The following is a 22,030-nucleotide window of genomic DNA, read 5'->3' on the forward strand; positions in this document are numbered from 1 at the left end:
TAGGTTGACGCACTGAACTCAACTTTCGAGAAAATCTTTGAGAACGGCAGCCGAAAGCCGTCCGTCATGATTCTTAGAGACAAACTCGTAACCCGCTGCCGCGATCTCCTGATAGCGTTCGCGCTCACCAAGCACCGATCTAATCGTCTCTGCAAGTCGATCGGGCGCTGAATTTACAATGGGGAGTTCTACCCCAAGAGACGATTGTATGAATCCGGAGACTTGGTCCGTAATGTACGAGACAACCAAGCATCCAGCTGCCATACCTTCGCATGCTGCTACGCCATAGTTTCCGGTTCCGAGCGCGTCGACGAGTATGTCCGCATCCGCGAATACCGCTGGAAGTTCTTTGTTTGGGACCCCCGTTACACGTCGATAGTCAATCTCGCCTGCGTCGTGGAGTTCTACGAGCGCATTATCTACAAGATCAGTCCGCTTGATAACTTCTCGACTGGGAGCATGCACAACAACCGGAACCCGACGTTCCAAAGGCACTCGCTCGTTCGACCAGCGATTGACGTCTACAACCACTGGCAGCCACGTAGCGCCCGGGACTTCCAAAAGCAACGCGGGCGTGGAAACAAAAACCGGAAGATCCAGCTCACCGAGCAATCGCTGGTTAGCACTAGCGACATTTTCCATCGCGGTCACATCGACAGCGTTCATCACGTTGAATGGAGAAAATGGATGATTGGCGGCATGTCGAGATGGCAGTCTAATCTCGCTGCCGTGACATAACATTCCGACCGCGATTCCCGCGTTCTTGAGCGACGCGGCTTCTAGGGAAACGTCACCCCCAAACAAAGACCCAAATACGGGCCTACTTGCTTCGACGAGCAAATGAGACGCTGATCGAGACACGCTCGCGAAGTGCTTTCTCTGCCAACGCCGTGAGCTTTTTGCGACAACACGTCCCACGCGGAAGTCAGATTCGTACTTGCTGGGCACAGCGGCCACTTCCAGGTTGGAAGCACTCACACCCTCATTCAACTCCGCGGCGCGAGCCCAACGGAATCCTTGGCCCGCGAAATTTGCCGGCGCAATGTAAAGGATTCGGCGCGCAGGCACGAAACTCGGCACAGGCGGTACTTCAGTCCACTTATAACGGTGTTTACGCGGTCGCAAATGCGACCCGATCACTTCGGGGAGGGAATCGCGCAAATAGATTAGGGCTCGGAGCATAGTCTGCTTCATACTCACCAATTATCACAGAGACTGCGGTTGCGTTCTGAGGCTCCGGCGTTGAAAACGGCGAAGTTCGCGAGCCTGAGCGGTCGCCCTGCTAACTCAAGCACCAAGAGGTAGGATTCTGAGCAGTGCCCAACCACTTTGTTACTTGGAGATCTATGACTGTGCCCCGCGGCTTTGTACACGACACCGCAGATGTCGCCGACAGCGCGCTCATCTCAGAGGGATCCAAAGTTTGGCACTACGCACAAGTCCGCGAGCACGCCCAACTCGGCGAGAATTGCATCGTAGGTCGAGGCGCATACGTCGGCACCGGGGTCGAAGTTGGCCCCAACTGCAAAATCCAGAACTACGCTCTCGTCTATGAGCCGGCCAAGCTCGCCGCTGGCGTGTTCATCGGCCCAGCAGTCGTTCTGACCAACGACCACTTTCCGCGCGCTATCAACGCGGATGGCACCCCCAAGTTGGCGGATGATTGGCACCCTGTCGGGGTCGACATCCGCGAGGGAGCATCCATCGGCGCTAACGCAACGTGCATCGCGCCGTTGGTAATCGGGCGTTGGTCGCTAGTAGGTGCCGGTTCCGTCGTCGTCAAGGACGTGCCCGAATTCGCGCTCGTCGTTGGCAGCCCCGCTAAACGAGTCGGCTGGGTCGGCACTGCCGGGCATCCGCTAAAAGAGACAGCTCCTGGGGAATGGACTTGCCCGATAACCGACGCGAAATATCGCGAAATAGCTACCGACCAATTGATTGAGGTGCAGAGTAAGTGATTCCCGCAGCCAGGCCAGAAATCGGCCAAGAAGAACGCGATGCCGTTGACCGCGTAATGCGTTCAGGAATGCTTGCGCAAGGCCCAGAGGTTGCCGCGTTCGAGACTGAGTTCTCGGCAATCGTCGGCGGCGCACACTCCGTCGCCGTCAACTCGGGAACTTCCGCGCTTCATATGGCGTTCGTCGCTGCCGGAATTGGTCGAGGCGACGAAGTTATCGTTCCCTCGTTCAGTTTCGCCGCGACCGCGAACGCCGTTGCGCTTGCCGGTGCGACCCCCGTCTTCGTCGACATCGAGAAGGACTACTTCTCCATTGATCCCGCCGCAGTTGAAGCCGCGATCACGCCACAGACCCGGGCAATCATGCCTGTCCACCTTTACGGGCATCCGGCCCTCATGGTCGAGCTCACGGCTATCGCGAAGAAGCACGATCTGCTCGTCTTTGAGGATGCCGCCCAAGCACACGCCGCATCGGTCAATGGAATACCTGTCGGCAACTGGGGAATCGCCGGTTCTTTCTCGTTCTACCCCACCAAGAACATGACTTCAGGCGAGGGTGGGATGATCACGACCTCGTCCGACGAGCTGGCTCGCATGGCGCGCGTTCTGCGCAACCAGGGCATGGAACGTCGTTATGAGAATGAGGTCGTCGGCTTCAACACCCGCATGACGGATATTCACGCCGCGATTGGGCGAGTCCAGCTCAGAAAACTTGCCGGCTGGACCAAGCAGCGTCAAGATAACGCGCAGTTCTTCAACGAGAACCTCTCCGGTGTTGTCACTCCCCCAACCGCCGATGGCTCAGTCCACGTCTACCACCAGTACACGATCCGTGTCGTCGATCACGACCGCGATGCATTCGCGGAAGCACTCGCCGCTCGCGGAATTGGCACAGGCGTGTACTACCCAACACCGATCCACCGTCTGCCGTCGTTCAAGCTCGAACTCGACCTTCCTGTTACTGAAGAGGTCGCTACTCAAGCGCTCTCGTTGCCCGTCTACCCCTCGCTCACTCAGCAGGAACGTGACACCATCGTTGAGGCAGTAAACGACGTCGCAAAGGCAGGCAGCTAAATGACATTACGCGCAGGCGTTCTCGGCCTCGGAGTAATGGGCCGCCACCACAGCCGGGTTCTGAACGAACTAGAAGGCGTTGAGTTTCAGGGAGTCTATGACCCATCACCGGCAGTGGCCGACCAGATAGAAGGAAAGCCTGTTGTCCGTGATCTCGAGAAATTCCTCGACATGGGTTTCGACTACTGCGTTGTTGCAGCGCCAACCATTTATCACCTCGACATCGGCCGCACGCTTGCCGAGCGAGGCATCCACGCGCTGATCGAAAAGCCTGTGGCGTCGACAACAGCGGATGCAATCGCTCTGCGCGATCTCTTTGCTAATGCGGGACTCATTGGCGGCGTAGGCCACATCGAGCGTTACAATCCCGCACTGCAGTCAGCCCGGCAGCGAATCGAAGACGGACTGATCGGCGAGATCTATCAGGTCGCTACGCGCCGTCAAGGCCCGTTCCCTGGTCGCATCGCGGATGTTGGCGTGATCAAGGATCTCGCGAGCCACGACATCGACCTCACCGCTTGGGTAACTCAGCAAGAGTTCGTTACTGTCAACGCCCGCACGGCATTCCGCAGTGGACGCGAACACGAGGACATGCTCGTCGCTGTCGGCACCCTCAGCGATGGCACGATCACGAGTCACACGGTGAACTGGTTAACGCCGTTTAAGGAACGCACAACGATCATCACCGGTGAGAAGGGCGCGCTCGTTGCCGACACTCTCACTGCAGATCTGACTCATTACCAAAACGGTGTGATTCAAAACACGTGGGATGACATTTCTCGTTTCCGCGGTGTCAGCGAAGGAGACGTCACCCGTTTCGCGCTCGACAAGAAGGAACCGCTTCGGGCGGAACACGAAGCCTTCCGCGACGCCGTCATCACCGGCAATGTCGAAGGAATCGTTACTCTCGCCGAGGGTACAAACGTTGTGAAGATCGCCGAAGACATGGCTCTCGACGGACAGAACTACCGACTCTAAGCCAGAGTACCTAAGCGAAAGCGCGCTCACAAAGATGCTCACAAAGAGATGCGGCAAGCATCTGATTGGAAGCCGAGCCCACCGACTACATATTGCCGGGCGACTCTTCCGTCTCGCTTAGAAGTGCAAGCTTCCGTGCCAGTTGGGTTTGTTGCGCTTCCAGCTGGCGGAATCGGCGGTATGTCGTGGAGACGAAACCGACAAAAATAAGCACCAGCAGGTAGAGCAACAAGTCAGTACCGCGACCGATTCCAAAGAAGCGTGCGGCAACCGTCCAAATTTGCGGAAAGAAGACAGACGAGGCGGCGGCAAGAATGAAAAGCAGCATTACGATCCGACGAATCGCCTGATGCCGCGCTCCTCCACCTCGGAACATGAAGAACCCCGCCACTGAAATCGCAACGAGAGCGACGAGTTGGAAAATAATTGTCATGGGATCACCTAAATAAGAGTTCTACAAGAATATTGACCGAGTTGAGCAAGGATTGACCTTTTGCGCGCGAATAATCGGTGTACACGATATGGGTCGGGTGCTCTGCCCAACGAGCCTTGCGAGCACTCACCTGATCGATGAGCTCCGACGCGTGTGCCATGCGATTCTGTTCGAGATGAATCGACTCGAGCAAGTCTCGGCCGATCACGCGCAAACCGTTGTGCGCATCGGTAAGGCCCATGCCTGTAGTTATTCGGGTGTACAACGCGGCCATGCGAAGCACAGTTTTTTTCATCGGACTAAGTTTCGTGCGGTCGTCAAGAAACCTCGATCCGATCACGATGTCCAGCTCTTCACTTTCGAGACGTTTAACCATCTCAAGAGCGTCCGAGACGAGATGTTGGCCATCCGCGTCAAAGGTCACGACTGCCGACATTTCAGGGTCGCTCAGCGCGAAATCGAAACCAGTCTGCAAACTTGCTCCCTGCCCCAAGTTAATGGGGTGCTCCACAACTGCGGCCCCTGCGGCGCGAGCGTGAGCAACGGAATCATCAGAAGAGCCATCATCGACACAAACGACATGCGGAAATGTCGGAAGCAGACCAGCGATCACGGTGCCGATCATGGTTCCCTCGTTGTACATCGGAACAACAACCCAGATTCGGCCCATACGTGCAAGTTTCGCACAAGGAATGTGCTTGTGCGTGCCTTCCGATCCCGAGCTAAGCTGGTCAAGCAATGAAATGTGAACAAAGCCCTTCAAATCGAGGACCGTTGCCTCGCGTTTCGGATTCCGCGACCGCTCTTCGAATGCTGGTTAATCGCCTACACGCGACAACATGGCGCGGTGCGCGTCGCGGCGTTCGACAGTGAAATCACGTCGTGCGATCATTGCAACCCGTGTTTACGCCCCCGAAGGTACAGCCGCGGCTTTTCGACTAGCGAACCTCGCCCGCGGTCTTGAACGAGCTGGCTTCGAAGTTCTCGTTCTCACGACGAAGGCCCCGGACGCCACACGGAGCACCCGGACGGTGCGGCGCTGGCCAGTATTACGCGACAGCATGGGAGCGGTTCGTGGCTATCTCCAGTACGCCAGCTTTGACGTTCCGCTATTTTTCCGCTTACTCTTTGCGCCTCGCGCCGACGTAGTAGTCGTCGAGCCACCGCCGACAACGGGCTTCGTTTCGCGAATAGCCTGTTGGGTCCGCCGCACACCATACGTATATTTCTCTGCTGATGTAACGTCTGCAGCGGTAAGAGGTATAGGAGTTCCGCGAGCGATAGTCGAGCTTGTTACCGCTCTCGAGAAGTTCTCACTACGTGGTGCGGATGCCATCTTGGCGATTTCTGATCAGATTCGTGACGAGGTGGTGAAACTGGGCGCCGACGTCCGCAAAGTGACCGTCGTCGGCACAGGAATTGATACTGATATCTTTACCCCGAATGGGCCCAAGGTGGGCGCTGAGACCCCCTACTTCGTCTATGCCGGGATGATGTCTGAGTTCCAGGGAGCGCACGTTTTCGTCGATGCTTTCAAGATCGTTCAACAAGTGAAACCTGAAGCGCGACTGGTCATGTTCGGAGGCGGCGTCGATGTCGACGACCTCAAAATGCGTGCCAATTTCAGCAACGGCCAAATCGAGTTCCTCGGCAGCGTGCCTCCTGCGGAAGTCGCCGAATGGATGAGGTCAGCAACAGCAAGCTTGGCGTCAATCCGCCCAGGCCAAGGTTACGATTTCGCGTTTCCCACAAAGGCGCTGGCCAGCATTAGTTGTGGCGTTCCTGTGATCTACGCCGGACCTGGCCCACTTGCCGCCTTGATTCCGGACAACGAGCTCGGGTGGGCTACACCGTGGTCCACGGACGACGTGGCTGCTGCGATGCTCGAGGCTCTTGCTGCATCAACGGCATCACCGAACTTGAGGCTCGTCTCGTGGGTCGACAAGAACTACTCGCTGCGGGCAATGGCGGAGCGGGCCGCTAGCGCAATTTCAGTGGTAGTGGACACCCAGTCAGCTCGACATCGGCCGCGCTAGACTGCTCAGGCAGCTGACCTCGAAAACGGAGCTTTCCGCGTGAAAAAAACTTGGCGACTCTATCGCGCCGTTCTTGAAATTCTTCCCTCGCGCGCGACGCGTTTCTTAGTTGGTTATGCAGCGGCGCTCGCGCTACTCGCGGTGCTAGATGCTGCCGCCTTAGGACTCCTCGCCATTGTCTTGACTCCAATAATCACGAATGCGCCGCTCGCGCTTCCTGTAATCGGCTCGATCCCGAATGACTCGCTTATTTACGTGCTCGGGTTAGTTTGCTTGCTGATCGTTGCGAAAAGCGCGATGGCTCTCGGTCTCAATTGGCGGGCGACCCGCATATTCGCCGGTTACGAGCTCGAATTGGGTTCACGCTTGTTCGATAGCTACCTCAACTCGAGCTGGGTCGACAGACTAAAGCGCAACTCATCCGATGTCGTGCGATTGACTGACGGGAGCGTGTCTCTGACCATTGCTAGCTTCATTCTTCCCGCGACTACTCTCGTTGGTGAAGTGTTGAGCTTTTCGACCATCATCGTTGTCCTCACCGTCGCTCAACCATTCGTCGCAGCAATCACGGTTGTCTACCTCGGCCTCTTGGGCGCCGCACTGTTTTTCTGGGTTACAAAACGAGCACGAGTCGCCGGCCAGGTTTCGTTGCGCTATTCATTGCGAAGTTCCCGATTGATCACCGAAATGGTCGGTGCCCTCAAGGAAGTTACGCTTCGGGACAAAGCCGCCGTTGCAGGCTCCGTCGTACGCGAAAATCGCGTGCACACAACTCGCGCCCGCTCGAACGCACAGTTCTTGGCTCAGGTTCCGCGCTACGTGCTTGAGGCCGGGATTATCGGCGGCTTCGCCCTTGTTGGCGGGGTCGGGTATCTCATCGGCGGGATCGAAACGGCGACAACCGCGGTCGCACTATTTGGGTTGGCGGGTTTCAGGATGGCCCCATCAATTGTCCGCTTTCAGTCAGTTACCAATCAGATTACCGTCAGCACCCCGCACGCACAGCGCGTCGTTGACGAGATCGAGCGGTCGGAACTGGGAACGAAACACCTCGCGACGCGCCCGAACCGTGAATTGCCTGAAGAACCATCCAATCTGGAACTGCGGAACGTCACATTTCGCTACGACCCGACTGCCTCGGATGCCGTGACCAATGTCTCTCTCACTATTCCGTTTGGCACTACCGCGGCATTTGTAGGTTCATCGGGCGCCGGAAAATCCACAATCATCGACCTCATGCTCGGCCTTGTCGAGCCGACCAGTGGTGAAATTGCCGTCGACGGAGTTCCGCTACGAGAACTCACTCATGCCTGGCGCTCGCGCTTAGGCTACGTCCCGCAGGATGTCTCGCTGTTTGACGCATCAGTGGCACAAAACGTGGCACTAACCTGGACCAACGACTTCGATTCCGAACGTGTAAGGCGGGCTTTGGCCCAAGCACAAATGCTGGAAACCATCGAGTCTCGCCCGGGAGGAATCAACGCCGTGATCGGCGAACGCGGTCTAGCTCTATCGGGTGGCCAGCGTCAGCGTCTAGGAATAGCACGCGCCCTCTATGCCGACCCGCTCGTTCTTGTGATGGACGAAGCTACGAGTGCTCTCGACTCCGCGACAGAAGCTGCTGTAACAGAAGCAATTCGCAATCTTCGCGGATCAATGACGATCATCACGGTTGCCCACAGGCTTTCGACAGTCAAAGAGTCGGACACTATCTTTTATATGGAAGATGGGGACGTTTCTGCCCACGGAACCTTTGATGAGCTAGTAAAAAATGTCCCAGGGTTCGCAGTGCAAGCGCGGTTGGCCGGGCTAGCCGACGCAGACTAACCGCTGAACGCGTTGAGCAGTGAGTCCGCAACGTTTTTGGCTGCGTTGCCCACGCCGTAGGGAGTCTCATCGGTGCTCGCCGGCCGAGGGCGGGCGACATGGGCTTTGAGCGCAGACAGGTCTCGGTCAACGAGAACGTTCCACCCCAGTTCGACGGTCTCTACCCATTCTGTTTCCGGACGAATCGTCGTGCATGGTACGCGGAGCAAGAAAGCTTCCTTCTGAAGCCCCCCGGAGTCGGTGATTACGCCGGCACTCTGCATAACAGCGGCGACCAGTTGCGGATAACCGAGCGGAGAAATCGGGTGGATGTTTCCCTGCTGTAGCGAAATTCCGTACGATTCCGCCAGCGAGGCTAGGCGAGGATGGACGAGAAGCAGAACGGGTAGGTCAAGCGCTGCTAGCTGACTGATGATGGATGCCAGACGCTGAGGATCATCCGTGTTGTCCGGTCGGTGCAGCGTCGCTACGTAATAGTTGCCTGCTCGCATTTCCGCAGGCGGCGTTAGCCCATTTGCGCTGATCTGATCGCGAACAGTGTAGAGAACGTCCGTCATGACGTCACCAACGAGAACACTGCGTTCTGCTAATCCTTCGGTCTCAAGGTGCCCCATTGCTACAGCGGTCGGAGCTAAAAGCAAGTCTGAGGCATGGTCTGTAAGCACCCGATTGTGCTCCTCCGGCATCCGTCGATTGAAGGAGCGCAAGCCTGCTTCGAGGTGAGCTACAGGAATGTGCATCTTGACCGCGGCAATCGCAGCTGCGAGCGTCGAGTTCGTGTCTCCGTAGACCAGAACGCAGTCTGGTTGGTGAGTCTCAAAAACAGTCTCGAGCCCAGCTAGCATCGTTCCCGTCTGCGCTCCGTGCTTACCTGACCCTACAGCGAGGTTAACATCAGGTTCAGGGATGCCGAGATCGGTGAAGAATACGTCGGACATCATCGCGTCGTAGTGTTGCCCGGTATGCACCACAACGTGGTCAGCACGACTTTTCAAAGCGTGGGCAATCGGCGCAAGTTTCACAAACTGTGGGCGCGCACCCACGACACTCAGAATTCGCATTAGTCCAATCTAGTACGGACCACACACGTTCCGCGGCTTCGATACCCATAGGGCAGCGCAAGACTCATAGAATGAAGGGGATGAGTTCAACAGCTAGCGAAAACGATCCTGCCGATTCACAGCCACATCTGCTTTACGTCGCATGGGGATATCCCCCCTCACGCGGCGCCGGGATGTATCGAGCTCTGGCAACCGCAAACGCTTTCGCGCGCAATGGCTGGCGCGTGACTGTACTCACCGCGACGCGCGATACTTTTGAACGGCTGACGGGGAGTGATCCAGAAGCTGAACGCGCTATAGATTCAGCCATCAACGTCGTGCGCGTGCCCTTCGACCCTCAGCGGGGCGAGTCCAACCTCGCTGCATGGTCACGCGCTCGCGTCTTCTCGCCACTGTTGTGGAATTATCTTCGCTCGGTTCGAGCCCGATTTGGCTTTCCTGAGGCCGGTTACGCCTCGTGGCAGCAGCCGCTAGTTGCCGCAGCAAAGAAGATTCATGGCGCCACCCCGATTGACCTCGTCGTGGGTTCTGCAAACCCCAACGTGGACTTTGCGCCTGGCCGGTTTCTTTTTCTCAAGTACGGTGTCCCCTACGTTATGGACCACCGCGATGCATGGAACATGAACGTCTATACGGGCAAACGTGTGGGCACGCCAATGGGCCGTTCCAACCGCCTCGAGCGTGCGATGCTCGCCGATGCGGCTGAAGCCTGGTTCGTCAACAAAGCTATCCTCGATTGGCACGCTGAAGAGTACCCGGATCGAGCTGATGATTACCATGTCGTCGCAAATGGCTTCGATCCGATCTTCCTCGACGGCACAGCCGAGCGAGCTCCTGACCCAGCGCAGCTAGTGTTCGGCTACCTAGGCACCATCTACGGCCCGATTCCTCTTCGAGAGGCGCTAGAAGGTTGGAGGCTTGCCCGGGCTCGCTCTGAGCTCGTGAGCAACGCGAAGCTGGTTTTTAGGGGCCGACTGGGACATTTCGCAGAGCCAGACGCTGAAGCTGCTGCACTTCTCCAAGAATTTGCCGGTGACAACGTCAGCTATGAAGGCCCAGTGAGCAAAACACAAGTCACCGAAGTATATGCCTCGTTCGATGCCGTGCTTCTGATTATCAGCCGCAGCAAATTCGTGACGAGCGGCAAAGTTTTCGAGTATGCAGGCTCGGGGTTGCCGATCGCTGCGCTTCACCATCCGGAAACTGCCGCGACAGGTGTTCTCGCTGGTCACCCCGCACGTTTTTCAGTAAACGAGGTCACGCCAGAAGAGATTGCAACCGCTCTCATTGCGACCGGAGAACGAGCCGTGTCAATGACGCCAGAAGATCGAGAAGAAGCGAGAACCTGGGCACAGCATCTCGCGCGAGATGAACAATTGCTGCCGCGCATAGAGGCGCTCCGCAACATAGTAAAAGGAGCTTCCGTATGAGCGAAGCACGCTCGGTAGTAATTGTTTTCGGATCCGGTTTCGATGCTGCACAGCATTCGTCAGTAGCGGGCGAGAAATCCGTTCTACAACGGCTCATTGCTCAGAGCGATAAACCGACTGAATACTCGTTGATCTCAATGGGTTTCGACCGCCACATCGACGGAATAGTCAACCATGTCGATCTCACGAAGAATCGCCGAAGCCGATTCGACAGATTTCTTACGGCAAGTGGAGCTCAGAAACTACGAAATAGGTTGGCGGATATCTCGCTCGGGCGCCTGCTCAACAATATGGGGCCGCTCGACCCCAGCCGAGTTTTTTGGCGGGCAGTAAAGAGAAGTCCCGAAGCCCGAGCATTGCTACGCAACGCTGATGTCGTCATCGCCGCGGATCTCGCCGCCGTGAAGACTGCTTGGATCGCGCAGCGCCGATACCGCACTGCTGAGGCTCATTACGATCATCGAGCGGCCTCAGTCGGCGTGGCGTTCCAGCTCCCCACCCGTTAGGTCAAGAACGGCTTCAACACCTCGGCAGCAAACCGGCCATCGTGAACCTCATTGACAAATTCGATTCCAGCCTTTGCGTGTGCCCTCGCGGAATCAAAGTCGCTGAGTAGCGTGCGCAGGACCTCCTCGAGAGTACTGGCAGTAGCTTCGACAATCGGCAGAGATACACCACTGGCAGACTCAATATGCGAGCGGACTCCAGCGTCGACGTGCGCAACGACCACTCGACCTGCGGCCATCGCTTCGCAGGCGGCCACCCCGTAGTCTCCGAGCAGCAGCTGGTCAACGACAATGTCCGCATCTCGATATAGGGCGGGTACCTGATCAAAAGGCACTCCACTCACACGCCGGTATTCGATAAGGCCTTCTGACTGAAGACGCTCAAGTACGGGGTCTATGAACGCCGATCCTTTGAGCGCGGCGCTGCTTGGCGCATGAGCGACGACGGGGACACTGCGCAGGAAAGGTTGCATATCATTCGCCCACAGCTCTGTGTCGACGACAACGGGCAACCACGTCGCACTTGGCACGTCGCTCAAGAGTCCGGGTGTTGAAACTAGGACGGGCAACCTGAGACGTTTGAGCAGCGCTTGGTTGCCCGCAGCGACCGCTTCCAGGCCGGAGTAGTGGTTGGCACCGCCCTCTCCAAATGGCGAGTCGGGGTGGTCCGCCGCGTGACGACTCGGCAGTCGGATGTCTGTGCCATGACAGAGCATGAGAACTTTGAGCCCCGCGCTCCGCAGCTCGTCTATTTGAAGCTGAACGGACTCGTCGAGCAGCGCTCCGAATGGTTGCTTCTCTGCCTCGACCATCACGTGACTGAAGTGCTCATTGACGACTTGGCGCATCGCCCGCTGCCACCGAGTTGACGCAACGTACATTCCTAGAGGAACCACCACATCCGCTGGATGACTAAAGTCGGAACTGGTACGGACCACCAAGTTGACCGCCGCCGCGTCAGGCACATGAGTCGAAACAGCCTGAGCCCAGCGTTGTCCTTGGCCTGCGTAGTTAACTGGCAGCACCAAAAGCCGCGCTGCCCCTTTCAACTGTGGCGGCAGCGGAAGAGACATAGAGGCGTCATACCGAAATGGGGTCGGAAGTACCCGTGCCCGAATCGCTTCGGGCAGCATGCGAAGTATCCGCGCAGCCGCCCACTTAGATCCGTACCGCAATCGCGATTTCAATGCACTCACACCTCAAGATTAGCGTTTGCAACGAGATAGGCTGCACAGCCACAATGGGGCGCCCGCTCGCACGGCCGCATAGACTGGGACTCTTCGTCGTGGGAGTGAACTCCCTCAACACAAAGGACGCTATTTCGTGAAGATCGCAGTTGTTGCTCTCGGTAAAATCGGCCTCCCCTTGGCCGTTCAGTTCGCCTCAAAGGGACACGACGTTGTAGGCGTTGATATCAACGCCGAGTTCGTCGACCTTATCAATAAGGGCATCGAACCCTTCCCTGGTGAAGCGCACCTGCAAGAACACCTGAGCGAACTAGTACCCGCGGGCAAGCTCCGTGCAACCACCGACTATGCGGACGCTATCCCCGGCGCTGACGCTGTGGTACTCGTTGTGCCGTTGTTCGTCGACAAAGATGCGAAGCCTGATTTCGGGTGGATGGATGTCGCGACTCGCTCCCTCGGCGAGCACCTCACCGCTGGCACTCTCGTGTCCTACGAGACGACGCTCCCGGTTGGAACCACTCGCAACCGTTGGAAACCGCTGCTCGAAGAGGTATCGGGCCTCACCGAGGGCAAAGACTTTCACCTTGTCTTCTCCCCCGAACGTGTGCTCACCGGCCGCGTATTTGAAGACTTGCGGAAGTACCCGAAGCTTGTTGGTGGGCTTTCGGCCGAGGGCGCTGCGATGGCTACTGACTTCTACAACGCTGTTCTCGACTTTGACGAACGCCCCGACCTCGCCCGAGAAAACGGCGTCTGGGATCTCGGTTCGGCCGAAGCCTCCGAACTGGCCAAGCTGGCCGAAACCACCTACCGTGATGTCAACATCGGCCTCGCAAACCAGTTCGCACGATTTGCTGGCAACAATGGTATCGATGTTTACGCCGTCATTCAGGCTACGAACTCTCAGCCGTTCAGCCACATCCACCAGCCAGGAATCGCCGTGGGTGGACACTGTATTCCGGTTTACCCTCGCTTGTACCTGTGGAACGACCCCGAGGCCACCATCGTGCGTGCTGCGCGGGAAGCTAACGCGGGAATGCCGGACTACACGATCGGCTTGCTGGAAGGCGCTCACGGCGACCTCACTGGAGCGCGCGTCGTCGTTCTCGGTGCTGCGTACCGCGGCGAGGTCAAAGAGACTGCATTCTCCGGTGTATTCGCTGCCGTGGATGCGCTCACCTCACGGGGAGCTACCGTGCTCGTGCACGACCCGCTCTACACCGATGACGAACTCACCAAACTCGGTTTCACGCCCTACCACTACGGTGAGCCGCTTGACGCAGCCGTGGTCCAGGCTGACCACCAGGAGTACCGCAGCCTGAGCGCGGAGCAACTGCCCGGAATCCGTACGTTCGTTGATGGACGTCGTGTGAGCAGCGCCGAGCAGTGGCCCGGGGTCACCTACCGCGTTATCGGGAAGCCGACAGCGTAGCTTCGTTCTCGCGGTCTATCTCGAGTGCTTTGGCATTCGAGATAGACATCTCCCGCACAAGGACGAGTATTAGTCCAGCAAAAGCGAGCGATCCAATACCCCAGACGACCATGGGACCGGGCACTCCCGACCAGAACCATTCTGCGCCAGCATTCAGGTTCCAGCCAGGAACATCGTTGCCGGTCACATAACGACGCATATTCATGTGGAGTGCAACAAGGTTTGCGGCGCTCAGCGCTATCACGACGCCAATAGTCTGCACTCGTCCGAGAGCGAATCTGTTGCGTCCTGCTTGAATCACCAAAAGCCCGCCCATGAGCACGATGAGCGGCAGAATGTAACGCGGTTGCACCTGCTCGCCTACTTTGTCCCCGCCCTGAGTGAGCACGTAGGTCGGAAGCACCCACAGCACGAAACCTACCCCCGCGACAGCGATCGCCTTGCGGACGTTCAGCACAGAGAGCCCCACAAAGCCGACACCGACGAACGCCGCGAGAGCGAGGAAAGTGACGGAGGCTGGAATGGGCGTATCGAGCCAGCCGAGAGCCCAACCGCCAAACGATCCGATCCACAACGACGGAACATTAAGAAGGTTGTAGGCGAGCAGCCCAAAACCGCCCAAGCTGTCCGCTGCGGTAGCGGTCTGTTGAGCTGCAGGTCCAGCTTCTGCGCCGCCAAAACCATTGACTCCAGCAGCGGTCTGCCGAGCACCTAGGAAAAAAACAGCGGCCACCAAGGTCATCGCGACGGGCAAAAGCGTCAACAGCCAGAATCGTTTGGTGTTCTCAAATGCGAGAATCGCCGCGACCCCGAGAGCACCAACGACGTAGAGCGCGGCATCACCCCGCGACCCCGCCGCCATCAAAACTGAAACCACCACAAGTGCTGCGGAAGCCCAGCGGCGCGCTTTCGTGCGCGCGTCATAAAAGCTCAACATTGCCAGCCACGCCGACCCGACGCCCGTAACTGCCCACCCGCTTGGGTTGTTTGATGCCACTAAGAAGATGCCTAACGGCAGAGTGCTGATGAGCCAGCCCCATACGAGAGCCGGCCTGCGATTGCGGGGCAATAGTACATAGAGTGCCGACGTGATCCCGACGAACAAAGCAACGTTAAATAGTCGCATCGCCATCACCGAGAAGTGCTCGTCGGGCCCCACGAAAATACTCATAACGGCGTAGTAAACCGGCGGGTAAGCCCCCACAAAGTTTCCGCGCTTTGTCTCGACGAGAGTTTCGCTGTCGAAATCGAGACGATTTTGACACGCTGCGCTCTCCTCGCTGTAGAACGCGTAACAAGGAGAACTCAGAACCGCCTGCGGCACCATCCGAGTCGAGTCCGCTGAACCTGGCGCACAGTAAGCGTCATCGCCCGTCGCGCACCAAATACTGACCAAGTGATAGTCATCATCGGGCGCTGCACCCATCGGAGATGCGAACGCCCAAGAGGAAAGGGCAAGCAACGCCAAAACCGGAGCTAAGTAAATGACGCGAAAACGGTGGAGAAATCGAGTACGCGCGGACGCGACAACAGATTCAGAGCGGCCGGGTAGCATCCGTACAGGCTATCTCAGAGAGCGCGAACGCTGGGGTCGCCGTGCAGAATGGTCTGCCCCGAGAGCATCAGTCAAGGCTGGAGCTGTCGTTCGGTGTAAGGGAAGCAACACGACGAGCGCCGCAGTAAAGCAGAGCGAGCCAACCAGCCACACCACATTGGGCGTGATAGCCAACGCCCACCACCACTCGCGGCCCGCATCAAGGTTCGGACTTAGCGCATCGATTCCGGTGACGTAGCGGCGGATGTTGAGGTACAGCGCGATGAACTGAGCGCCAGACAGTGCGGCAACAATTGCCCACACTTGCACACGGGAGATGTGCACAAACTGGCCTCGTGCGGTGAAAAACACCGCGCCCACGAAGACAATGATCAAAGGCAACAAGTATCGGGGCTGATAGTCATCACCGACGTCTTTTCCGGCGAGCACGAGAAGCGCAACGGGAATCATGGCAAGCGCTGCAGCCCCCAGCGCCACAACGAGAGTCTTTCTCCCCGAAGATGCGCGCGCAGCAACAAAACCTGCCCCGATAAGCGCGGCAACACCGCTCACCCACACGATCGCGGGCATCGACGTATCGAGCCATCCCAGTCCCCACGACTGCCCAAAGATGCCCGTCCAAATCGATGGAACCTCCGTGAGGTTATAAGCGATTCGGGGCAGGATGACGCCCAGCCCCAGCTGCTCATCCACTCCGCTCGTTACGGCGTCCGCTGATCGTGAAGCACGGAACAAGAGTGCACAAATGACAAACCCGGCAACCGGCAGCAGCGATGAAAGCCAGAAACGTCGAGTGTTGCGTGCCACAAGGAACACAGCAGCAAAGACCGCAACCACGAAGAGGACAGTCGCATCACTACGAGAACCGGATGCCATGACCGCCGAAAGCAGGAAGAGTGCGCCAAGAGCTATCCGCTTTCGCCCGTTCGCTTCGTAGAAGCCAAGCAGGGCGAGCCACCCGTAGCCGACGCCCATAAGAGCCCACGAGCTTGGGTTGGTTGACGAGAGCACGAATAGTCCGAGGGGGACTGTCGTGAGCGCCCATTGCCAGACCACAATTTGCCGACGGTTGACTGGCAGAAGCAGGTAGAGCGCGACGCCCAGTCCCACGAATAGTGCGATATTGATGAGGCGCATTATCAGAACGGAAGCATGAACATCCGGCCCAACAAAGACGCTCATGGCACCGTAATAGACAACAGGGTAGCCGCCAGCAAAATTGCCCCGCGCAGTCTCTTTGGTGGGACCCGCCGCGAAATCGATGCGGTCTTGACAGCCGGCGCTCTTGTCGGCGTCGTAGGCGAAGCAGGCAGGATCGCCCACTGCAGGGGGAACAAGTCTTGTGCCCGAGTCTCCGCTGGACGCACAGTAGTCGGCGTTACCGGTCGCGCACCAAATACTGGTCAGGTGAAAATCGTCATCGGGACTTGAGCCAACGGGCGAAGACAGCGCCCACGCCGCAAGAGCAACGAACACCAATAAGGGCGCCACAAGCAGCCCGATTCGACGGTCTGACCGTGAGAGAACGGAACGCAGGCCAGTCAACATTGCTCAAAGCTAACGGCAGTAAACTTTGAGATTGCTGTGAACGAGAGCTATCGCCGCACCCGGGCGACCGCTTTGTCTACCGTCGCCTTCACACCCGTATGGCGCAAGTGATGCCAGGCCATCCGGAGATCATGGCGCAGACCATAAGGTTTGCGCACTTTTCGGCCAAGCGTGACGCCACGACGACGCGTTGCAGCGTGGTCTGCGGCGTGCTGCGGGTTGGCAACAAAATTCACCAAGGGCGCGAGCGTGCGCTCCCAGTAGAAGTCCTCACGAACCCGAGCGACGTTCTGCTTGCACTCGGCAATGAACGCTTCGTCGTAGAGAACACGGTCGAGGGCTGCGGCGAGAGCATCCGCGTCTTGGGCAGGCACGGTGAGCCCCAACCCCTCGGTTTCAATCAGGTCAGCAAAGCTGTCACCCTCGGTAACCACCATCGGCAAGCCAGCCCACAGGTAGTCGAGGATGCGCGTGCGGAACGAGAACGTCGTCTCGATATGCGACATGTGAGTGCTCACGCCGGCATCCGCTTCGGTCAGGTAGTTCTGGCGGTCGGCATAGTCGACCCACTCCTCGTTGAAGAACACCGAGGTGTTGAGGGCACCAAGTTCGCTCGCAAGATCGTGCGATTCGCGCACGATACCCATCTGGTCGACTCCCGGATGCCGGGTGCCGAGAAAGTAGAGCTTGGCCGTATCGCGAGTTTCAGCCAGTTTCGCAACGGCGCGGATCAGAGTCTTAGGGTCGAACCAGCTGTAGACGCCGCCGCCCCAAATCATGAGCTTGTCGTCGGCGTTGATGCCAGGCAGAACAGCCTTGAGGGTGTCGCGCTCGTGGGCGGGTGGTGTGTGCTCGAGCCCGAATGGCACGACACTCAGGAGACCTTCGAGATGCGGATCGTTTTCGTAGGTGGTGGGACTGAGGCGCCCCAGGGCGGCCATCTGGCCGAAGTAAAAGAGGCGCTGCCGTTCGGAGGCGCACATGAAGAAGTCACCGAGCGCGAGTTGCTCGTTGAGCACCTCAGTGGCCGTCGTGACGCGAAGCTCCCACGTGGCCCTCGCGAGCTCGCGGCCCTGCTCAAGCATCTCGAGGTGCATGGGGTCATAAATGTCGACCACGGTGATCTTGTCTGTCGTGCGCAACACCTCGAACTGACGCATCGCGTGCCCTTGGAAGACAACGACATCGCACCACTGCTCAAGCTTCGCAAAGGCGTCGTTCTCCCCCGGCGTCACAAGCGTGAGCTCAAAAGGAGCATCCACCGTCTGCAGCTTGGTGGTCGTCATGAGCGTGACCTCGTTGCCCGCTTCGGCGAGCGCGAGAGCCATATTCCACGAGCGAATCGCGGGCCCGGCCATCCGGGGACCAATCGGGTCTCCCGTGATGATCAGTACTCGAGTCACTTCGCCGCCGCCAACAGTCCTTCGAGGTAGACGCCATAGCCGCTCTTGACGAGAGGTGCTGCGAGGGTGGCGAGCTGGTCATCCGATATCCAGCCGGCACGCCACGCGATCTCTTCGATGCAGCCGATCTTGTAGCCCTGGCGGTCTTCGATGACGCGCACAAACTCGGTGGCCTGCACCATGGACTCAAACGTTCCCGTGTCGAGCCAGGCGGTGCCACGGTCGAGTACGTTGACCTGGAGCTGACCACGATTAAGGTAGTGCTCGTTGATGGTCGAGATTTCGAGTTCGCCACGCGCGCTCGGCGTGATCGACTTGGCAATCTCAATGACCGAGTTGTCGTAGAAGTAGAGTCCGGGAACGGCGTAGTTGCTCTTCGGCTCGAGGGGCTTCTCTTCGATCGACTGGGCGATGAAATTCTCGTCAAACTCGACAACGCCGTAGGCCCGCGGATTGCGCACGTGGTACGCGAAAATGAGCGAACCATCGACGTCATTGTGCTTGCGCAGGTTCGATCCGAGCCCCACACCGTGAAAAATGTTGTCGCCAAGAACGAGAGCGACCTTCTCGTCACCGATGAACTCTTCACCAATGATGAACGCCTGCGCGAGTCCATCCGGTGACGGCTGCACGGCATACGTGAGCTCGATGCCGAGTTCACTGCCATCGCCAAGCAGACGCTGGAACTGCGGCTGGTCATCCGGTGTCGTAATGATCAATATTTCGCGGATGCCCGCGCTCATGAGAGTCGACAAGGGGTAGTAGACCATGGGCTTGTCGTAGATGGGCATGAGCTGCTTGGAGATGCCCTTGGTGATGGGCCAGAGCCGCGTTCCGCTGCCGCCGGCCAGAATGATTCCGCGCATTAGTTGCGTTCCTTTCGGTTCGCCTCGTAGTACTCCTTCACGGCAGCGTACGACGGCAGGGAGCCATCGGCGAGGCGCTCGGAAAGAGTGGGCGCAATTTTGTCTTTGGGCGAAAGAACTAGGTCGCCAAGTTCGGGAGGGAACACCAAACCGATCTCAGGGTCGAGCACGTTGATGTCGTGTTCAGCACCGGGCTTGTACACGTCGCTCACCAAGTAAGTGAGGGTGGCGTCATCGGTGAGCGCAATGAAGGCATGGCCAAGACCCTCAGCGACATAAACGGCACGACGGTCGACGGTGTCGAGAATGACAGAGTCCCACTGGCCAAACGTCGGCGAACCCTCACGGATGTCGACCACGAAGTCGATGCCGCGGCCGTGCGTGACCGTGACATATTTGCCTTGCCCTGGAGGAACATCCGCATAGTGGATGCCCCGCACAACGCCGCGCTGCGAAACCGACGTATTGGCCTGCCGAAGGTCGAGCGGGTGCCCCACTACCTCTTCGAGCTTGTCGAAGCGGTACCACTCCAAGAAAACGCCGCGGTCGTCAGCGAATTGTTTAGGGGTGATTTCGTAGGAATCAGGCACCGAGAGTTCACGTATCTGCACACCCGGAATCCTACCCGGCGAGGCTTGGAACTCAGTTCAGCGTTCCGCTGCGGGCAATCCGGTGACGTATGAGCTAGACACGGATCTGTCGAACCCGCGTGATATCCGCGCCGACTCAGTCCACGGGTTGCAGAACGTCGCGCACAGCATCGAGCGGGCCACGAGAGTACCGACCGTAGCTACCGGCGAAGAGGGCACGCGTCACTGCAGGAATCCGTCGCATCCGCTTCTCGGGTAGGGCATTTCGCATACGTTCATGCTCCAACTTGGCGAGCGCGCGGTTCACTTTGTCGTCGCTCACCCGGGAGCCGAGTCGCTGTAGCCGATCGACCAGTACCGAGATGTTGGTCTCGAGACGAGCGTTTCTCGCGCGACGCGGTTCCATCATTCGCCCAAATTTGCCGGCAAGCGTCAATTTCGTCGCGCCGATTTGGTTCGCTCCGTGCTGACGGTAGTCAATGGTTGGCTGCTCAATGAAGTCGGTCGAGGCGACAGCGGCCGCAATCACGCCAAGCCATTCATCGTGCACCCACGACGGAGGAAATGGCGCGGCATATTCCACGAGGCTGCGACGAAAGACTGTGCAGGCGCCCGTAACCAGATTGCGGCGAAGTAATACCGAAAATGCGTCACCGGCATGGATGCTCGCCGCCTCGACTGCGTTCACTCCCAGCGCCTCGGCGAGAGTGTGACCGAGCGGCTCCCCCGCGGCATCAACGAGTCGAGCATCACTGTGCAGAAGGGCGACAGTCGGATGCGCTGCGAACTGCTCCCCAAAGAGCGCGAGGCGCCCCGCATGCCAGAGGTCATCCTGATCGCTCAAGGCGATGAAGTCACCGGTGCAAGCCCGAATAGCCTGCTCAAAGTTCTTGGTTACGCCCAGTGGCGGAATGTTTTCGAACACCGTGAGTTCAACGGCGGGATAGCGGGCCGCAACTTCGCGAACGTGGGCGATCGTGTCGTCGCTAGAGGCGTCATCCGACACGACAAGTTGCGTCGGCGCCGGCACTTGCTCAAGGATGCTGACAAGTTGTTCCCGGATGTAGGTTGCGCCGTTGTGAGTGCAGAGGGCCACCGAGATGGACGGGGTGGGCTCTGTTGCGCTCATTGCTCCAGCCTACGGCTCGCACCCGGCGGTATTGCGCAACGCCAAGCCAACTATCATTGTGGAGTTATGCCTGCCGATTCCACCCCAGGGGTGCTCCCCCGCGTCGCAGTGCTGCTGGCGACCCACAACGGTCGCCGCTGGCTTCCCGAACAGCTCGAGAGTGTGTTTGCTCAGCAGGGCGTGGATGTCGAAGTGTTCGCGCGAGACGACGCATCAACGGATGGCACTGCCGAATGGCTTGCCGAATGTGCCGCCTCAGAGCCACGCCTCACAATCATCCCCAGCGACGGCGCTTCTGGCAGTGCCGCCGCCAACTTTTACCGCCTCATTCAGCTCGTTCCCGCTGATCGCGAGTATTACGCATTCTCTGATCAGGATGACATTTGGGTACCGACCAAACTTGCTTCCCATGTACGGCTGAGCGCCGCTTTGGGGGTCGATGGTGTCTCGTCAAACGTGACGTCATTCACGCCAGACGGCGGACAGAGTCTGGTGAAGAAAGACTTTCCCCAGCGCCGCTTCGATTATTTGCTTGAGAGCCCGGGTCCTGGCTCGACTTTCCTCATGTCCAATCGTCTTGTGGCCTTGGCGCGGGACTATTTGGACTCTCCAGAAACGACGAAACCACCTCAGTATCACGACTGGTTGCTCTATGTCTTGGCGAGGGCACACGGCTGGACGTGGCACATCGATGCGGTGCCGACCGTCGAATACCGTCAACACGACGCCAATGTCATGGGCGCCAATGTGGGGGCACGCTCCGCCCTGTCACGGCTCTCGTTGGTTCGCGAACAGTGGCACCGCGGTCAAGCACGGCTCTTGACGCGCGTCGCGCTCAGCGTTGCCGACGATGAACACCGCCCCGAATTGCTCCGGATGCGCGACCTCGTCGAACACCGAAACCTCCGAGCCCGATTCGCTCTGGCTCGCCGCGCGTCACAACTCAGGCGACGCCCAAGAGATCAGTGGATAATTGCGCTGTTGATCGGCGCTGGTGTCTGGTGAACAAACTGTCTGT

The 22,030-nt window shown here is 58.4% G+C and carries 20 protein-coding genes; 9 read left to right on the top strand and 11 right to left on the bottom strand.

Annotated features, from left to right (window positions below; translation table 11 throughout):
* Positions 1-18 precede the first annotated feature (18 nt).
* The gene (locus tag ACOH1Z_RS04200) at positions 19-666 is read right to left on the bottom strand and encodes a glycosyltransferase family protein (protein ID WP_449648194.1); all 648 of its coding nucleotides are present in this window, start codon (positions 664-666) and stop codon (positions 19-21) included.
* Positions 667-1,346: 680 nt separating this feature from the next.
* On the opposite strand from ACOH1Z_RS04200, the gene ACOH1Z_RS04205 reads away from it, so the two are divergent.
* From ACOH1Z_RS04205 to ACOH1Z_RS04215, 3 genes are read left to right on the top strand one after another with little or no spacing between them, the layout of a single operon-like run.
* A complete protein-coding gene (locus ACOH1Z_RS04205; RefSeq protein WP_449647218.1) occupies positions 1,347-1,958 on the top strand; it encodes an acyltransferase in 612 nt (203 codons plus the stop codon).
* Entirely contained in the window at positions 1,955-3,031 is a 1,077-nt protein-coding gene (locus ACOH1Z_RS04210; protein ID WP_449647219.1) for a DegT/DnrJ/EryC1/StrS family aminotransferase, read from the top strand. The genes ACOH1Z_RS04205 and ACOH1Z_RS04210 overlap by 4 nt, the downstream gene beginning before the upstream one ends.
* A complete protein-coding gene (locus tag ACOH1Z_RS04215; protein WP_449647220.1) occupies positions 3,032-4,009 on the top strand; it encodes a Gfo/Idh/MocA family protein in 978 nt (325 codons plus the stop codon). It begins immediately after the preceding gene.
* Positions 4,010-4,094: 85 nt separating this feature from the next.
* Here ACOH1Z_RS04215 and ACOH1Z_RS04220 read toward each other — a convergent pair whose 3' ends face one another.
* On the bottom strand, positions 4,095-4,442 hold the full coding sequence (locus tag ACOH1Z_RS04220) for a DUF2304 domain-containing protein (RefSeq protein ID WP_449647221.1): 348 nt from the start codon (positions 4,440-4,442) through the stop codon (positions 4,095-4,097).
* Between the two features lie 4 nt (positions 4,443-4,446).
* The gene (locus tag ACOH1Z_RS04225; RefSeq protein ID WP_449647222.1) at positions 4,447-5,112 is read right to left on the bottom strand and encodes a glycosyltransferase family 2 protein; all 666 of its coding nucleotides are present in this window, start codon (positions 5,110-5,112) and stop codon (positions 4,447-4,449) included.
* A 199-nt stretch (positions 5,113-5,311) separates the two neighbouring features.
* Between ACOH1Z_RS04225 and ACOH1Z_RS04230 the strand changes: the two genes are divergently transcribed.
* A complete protein-coding gene (locus tag ACOH1Z_RS04230) occupies positions 5,312-6,478 on the top strand; it encodes a glycosyltransferase family 4 protein (protein WP_449647223.1) in 1,167 nt (388 codons plus the stop codon).
* A gap of 39 nt (positions 6,479-6,517) precedes the next feature.
* Complete coding sequence (locus ACOH1Z_RS04235) at positions 6,518-8,305, top strand: ABC transporter ATP-binding protein (RefSeq protein ID WP_449647224.1); 1,788 nt, start codon at positions 6,518-6,520, stop codon at positions 8,303-8,305.
* On the opposite strand, the gene wecB is transcribed toward ACOH1Z_RS04235, so the two are convergent.
* Entirely contained in the window at positions 8,302-9,366 is a 1,065-nt protein-coding gene (wecB, locus tag ACOH1Z_RS04240) for a non-hydrolyzing UDP-N-acetylglucosamine 2-epimerase (RefSeq protein WP_449647225.1), read from the bottom strand. The two genes, ACOH1Z_RS04235 and wecB, sit on opposite strands and share 4 nt — an antisense overlap.
* An 80-nt stretch (positions 9,367-9,446) precedes the next feature.
* Here wecB and ACOH1Z_RS04245 point away from each other — a divergent pair, with 80 nt between their 5' ends.
* Entirely contained in the window at positions 9,447-10,796 is a 1,350-nt protein-coding gene (locus ACOH1Z_RS04245) for a glycosyltransferase (RefSeq protein ID WP_449647226.1), read from the top strand.
* A complete protein-coding gene (locus tag ACOH1Z_RS04250) occupies positions 10,793-11,302 on the top strand; it encodes a hypothetical protein (protein WP_449647227.1) in 510 nt (169 codons plus the stop codon). Before ACOH1Z_RS04245 ends, ACOH1Z_RS04250 begins: the two co-directional genes overlap by 4 nt.
* On the opposite strand, the gene ACOH1Z_RS04255 is transcribed toward ACOH1Z_RS04250, so the two are convergent.
* The gene (locus ACOH1Z_RS04255) at positions 11,299-12,498 is read right to left on the bottom strand and encodes a glycosyltransferase (protein ID WP_449647228.1); all 1,200 of its coding nucleotides are present in this window, start codon (positions 12,496-12,498) and stop codon (positions 11,299-11,301) included. The two genes, ACOH1Z_RS04250 and ACOH1Z_RS04255, sit on opposite strands and share 4 nt — an antisense overlap.
* Positions 12,499-12,625: 127 nt before the next feature.
* Between ACOH1Z_RS04255 and ACOH1Z_RS04260 the strand changes: the two genes are divergently transcribed.
* On the top strand, positions 12,626-13,921 hold the full coding sequence (locus ACOH1Z_RS04260; RefSeq protein ID WP_449647229.1) for a nucleotide sugar dehydrogenase: 1,296 nt from the start codon (positions 12,626-12,628) through the stop codon (positions 13,919-13,921).
* Here the strand turns inward: ACOH1Z_RS04260 and ACOH1Z_RS04265 are convergent.
* The 6 genes from ACOH1Z_RS04265 to ACOH1Z_RS04290 form a co-directional block, all read right to left on the bottom strand.
* Positions 13,899-15,476, bottom strand: a complete 1,578-nt coding sequence (locus ACOH1Z_RS04265) for a DUF2142 domain-containing protein (RefSeq protein WP_449647230.1) — start codon at positions 15,474-15,476, stop codon at positions 13,899-13,901. The two genes, ACOH1Z_RS04260 and ACOH1Z_RS04265, sit on opposite strands and share 23 nt — an antisense overlap.
* A gap of 9 nt (positions 15,477-15,485) precedes the next feature.
* Positions 15,486-17,024 (bottom strand): DUF2142 domain-containing protein, encoded by a 1,539-nt coding sequence (locus ACOH1Z_RS04270; protein ID WP_449647231.1) that lies wholly within the window; start codon positions 17,022-17,024, stop codon positions 15,486-15,488.
* Positions 17,025-17,071: 47 nt separating this feature from the next.
* Positions 17,072-18,427, bottom strand: coding sequence for a glycosyltransferase (locus ACOH1Z_RS04275; RefSeq protein ID WP_449647232.1), 1,356 nt, complete (start codon positions 18,425-18,427; stop codon positions 17,072-17,074).
* A complete protein-coding gene (gene rfbA / locus ACOH1Z_RS04280; RefSeq protein WP_449647233.1) occupies positions 18,424-19,293 on the bottom strand; it encodes a glucose-1-phosphate thymidylyltransferase RfbA in 870 nt (289 codons plus the stop codon). The genes ACOH1Z_RS04275 and rfbA overlap by 4 nt, the downstream gene beginning before the upstream one ends.
* Positions 19,293-19,904, bottom strand: coding sequence for a dTDP-4-dehydrorhamnose 3,5-epimerase family protein (locus tag ACOH1Z_RS04285; RefSeq protein WP_449647234.1), 612 nt, complete (start codon positions 19,902-19,904; stop codon positions 19,293-19,295). The genes rfbA and ACOH1Z_RS04285 overlap by 1 nt, the downstream gene beginning before the upstream one ends.
* Before the next feature lie 115 nt (positions 19,905-20,019).
* Positions 20,020-21,012, bottom strand: a complete 993-nt coding sequence (locus ACOH1Z_RS04290; RefSeq protein ID WP_449647235.1) for a glycosyltransferase family 2 protein — start codon at positions 21,010-21,012, stop codon at positions 20,020-20,022.
* 66 nt (positions 21,013-21,078) lie between these two features.
* Here ACOH1Z_RS04290 and ACOH1Z_RS04295 point away from each other — a divergent pair, with 66 nt between their 5' ends.
* The gene (locus tag ACOH1Z_RS04295) at positions 21,079-22,017 is read left to right on the top strand and encodes a glycosyltransferase family 2 protein (protein WP_449647236.1); all 939 of its coding nucleotides are present in this window, start codon (positions 21,079-21,081) and stop codon (positions 22,015-22,017) included.
* The last annotated feature ends 13 nt before the right edge of the window (positions 22,018-22,030 follow it).

This window comes from Rhodoglobus sp. (genome assembly GCF_053580035.1).

Coding starts and splice junctions, on each gene's coding strand:
- ACOH1Z_RS04200 (WP_449648194.1), bottom strand. CDS start 666: ATGAACGCTGTCGATGTGACCGCGATGGAAAATGTCGCTAGTGCTAAC.
- ACOH1Z_RS04205 (WP_449647218.1), top strand. CDS start 1,347: ATGACTGTGCCCCGCGGCTTTGTACACGACACCGCAGATGTCGCCGAC.
- ACOH1Z_RS04215 (WP_449647220.1), top strand. CDS start 3,032: ATGACATTACGCGCAGGCGTTCTCGGCCTCGGAGTAATGGGCCGCCAC.
- ACOH1Z_RS04220 (WP_449647221.1), bottom strand. CDS start 4,442: ATGACAATTATTTTCCAACTCGTCGCTCTCGTTGCGATTTCAGTGGCG.
- ACOH1Z_RS04225 (WP_449647222.1), bottom strand. CDS start 5,112: ATGGGCCGAATCTGGGTTGTTGTTCCGATGTACAACGAGGGAACCATG.
- wecB (WP_449647225.1), bottom strand. CDS start 9,366: ATGCGAATTCTGAGTGTCGTGGGTGCGCGCCCACAGTTTGTGAAACTT.
- ACOH1Z_RS04245 (WP_449647226.1), top strand. CDS start 9,447: ATGAGTTCAACAGCTAGCGAAAACGATCCTGCCGATTCACAGCCACAT.
- ACOH1Z_RS04250 (WP_449647227.1), top strand. CDS start 10,793: ATGAGCGAAGCACGCTCGGTAGTAATTGTTTTCGGATCCGGTTTCGAT.
- ACOH1Z_RS04265 (WP_449647230.1), bottom strand. CDS start 15,476: ATGCTACCCGGCCGCTCTGAATCTGTTGTCGCGTCCGCGCGTACTCGA.
- ACOH1Z_RS04270 (WP_449647231.1), bottom strand. CDS start 17,024: ATGTTGACTGGCCTGCGTTCCGTTCTCTCACGGTCAGACCGTCGAATC.
- rfbA (WP_449647233.1), bottom strand. CDS start 19,293: ATGCGCGGAATCATTCTGGCCGGCGGCAGCGGAACGCGGCTCTGGCCC.
- ACOH1Z_RS04290 (WP_449647235.1), bottom strand. CDS start 21,012: ATGAGCGCAACAGAGCCCACCCCGTCCATCTCGGTGGCCCTCTGCACT.
- ACOH1Z_RS04295 (WP_449647236.1), top strand. CDS start 21,079: ATGCCTGCCGATTCCACCCCAGGGGTGCTCCCCCGCGTCGCAGTGCTG.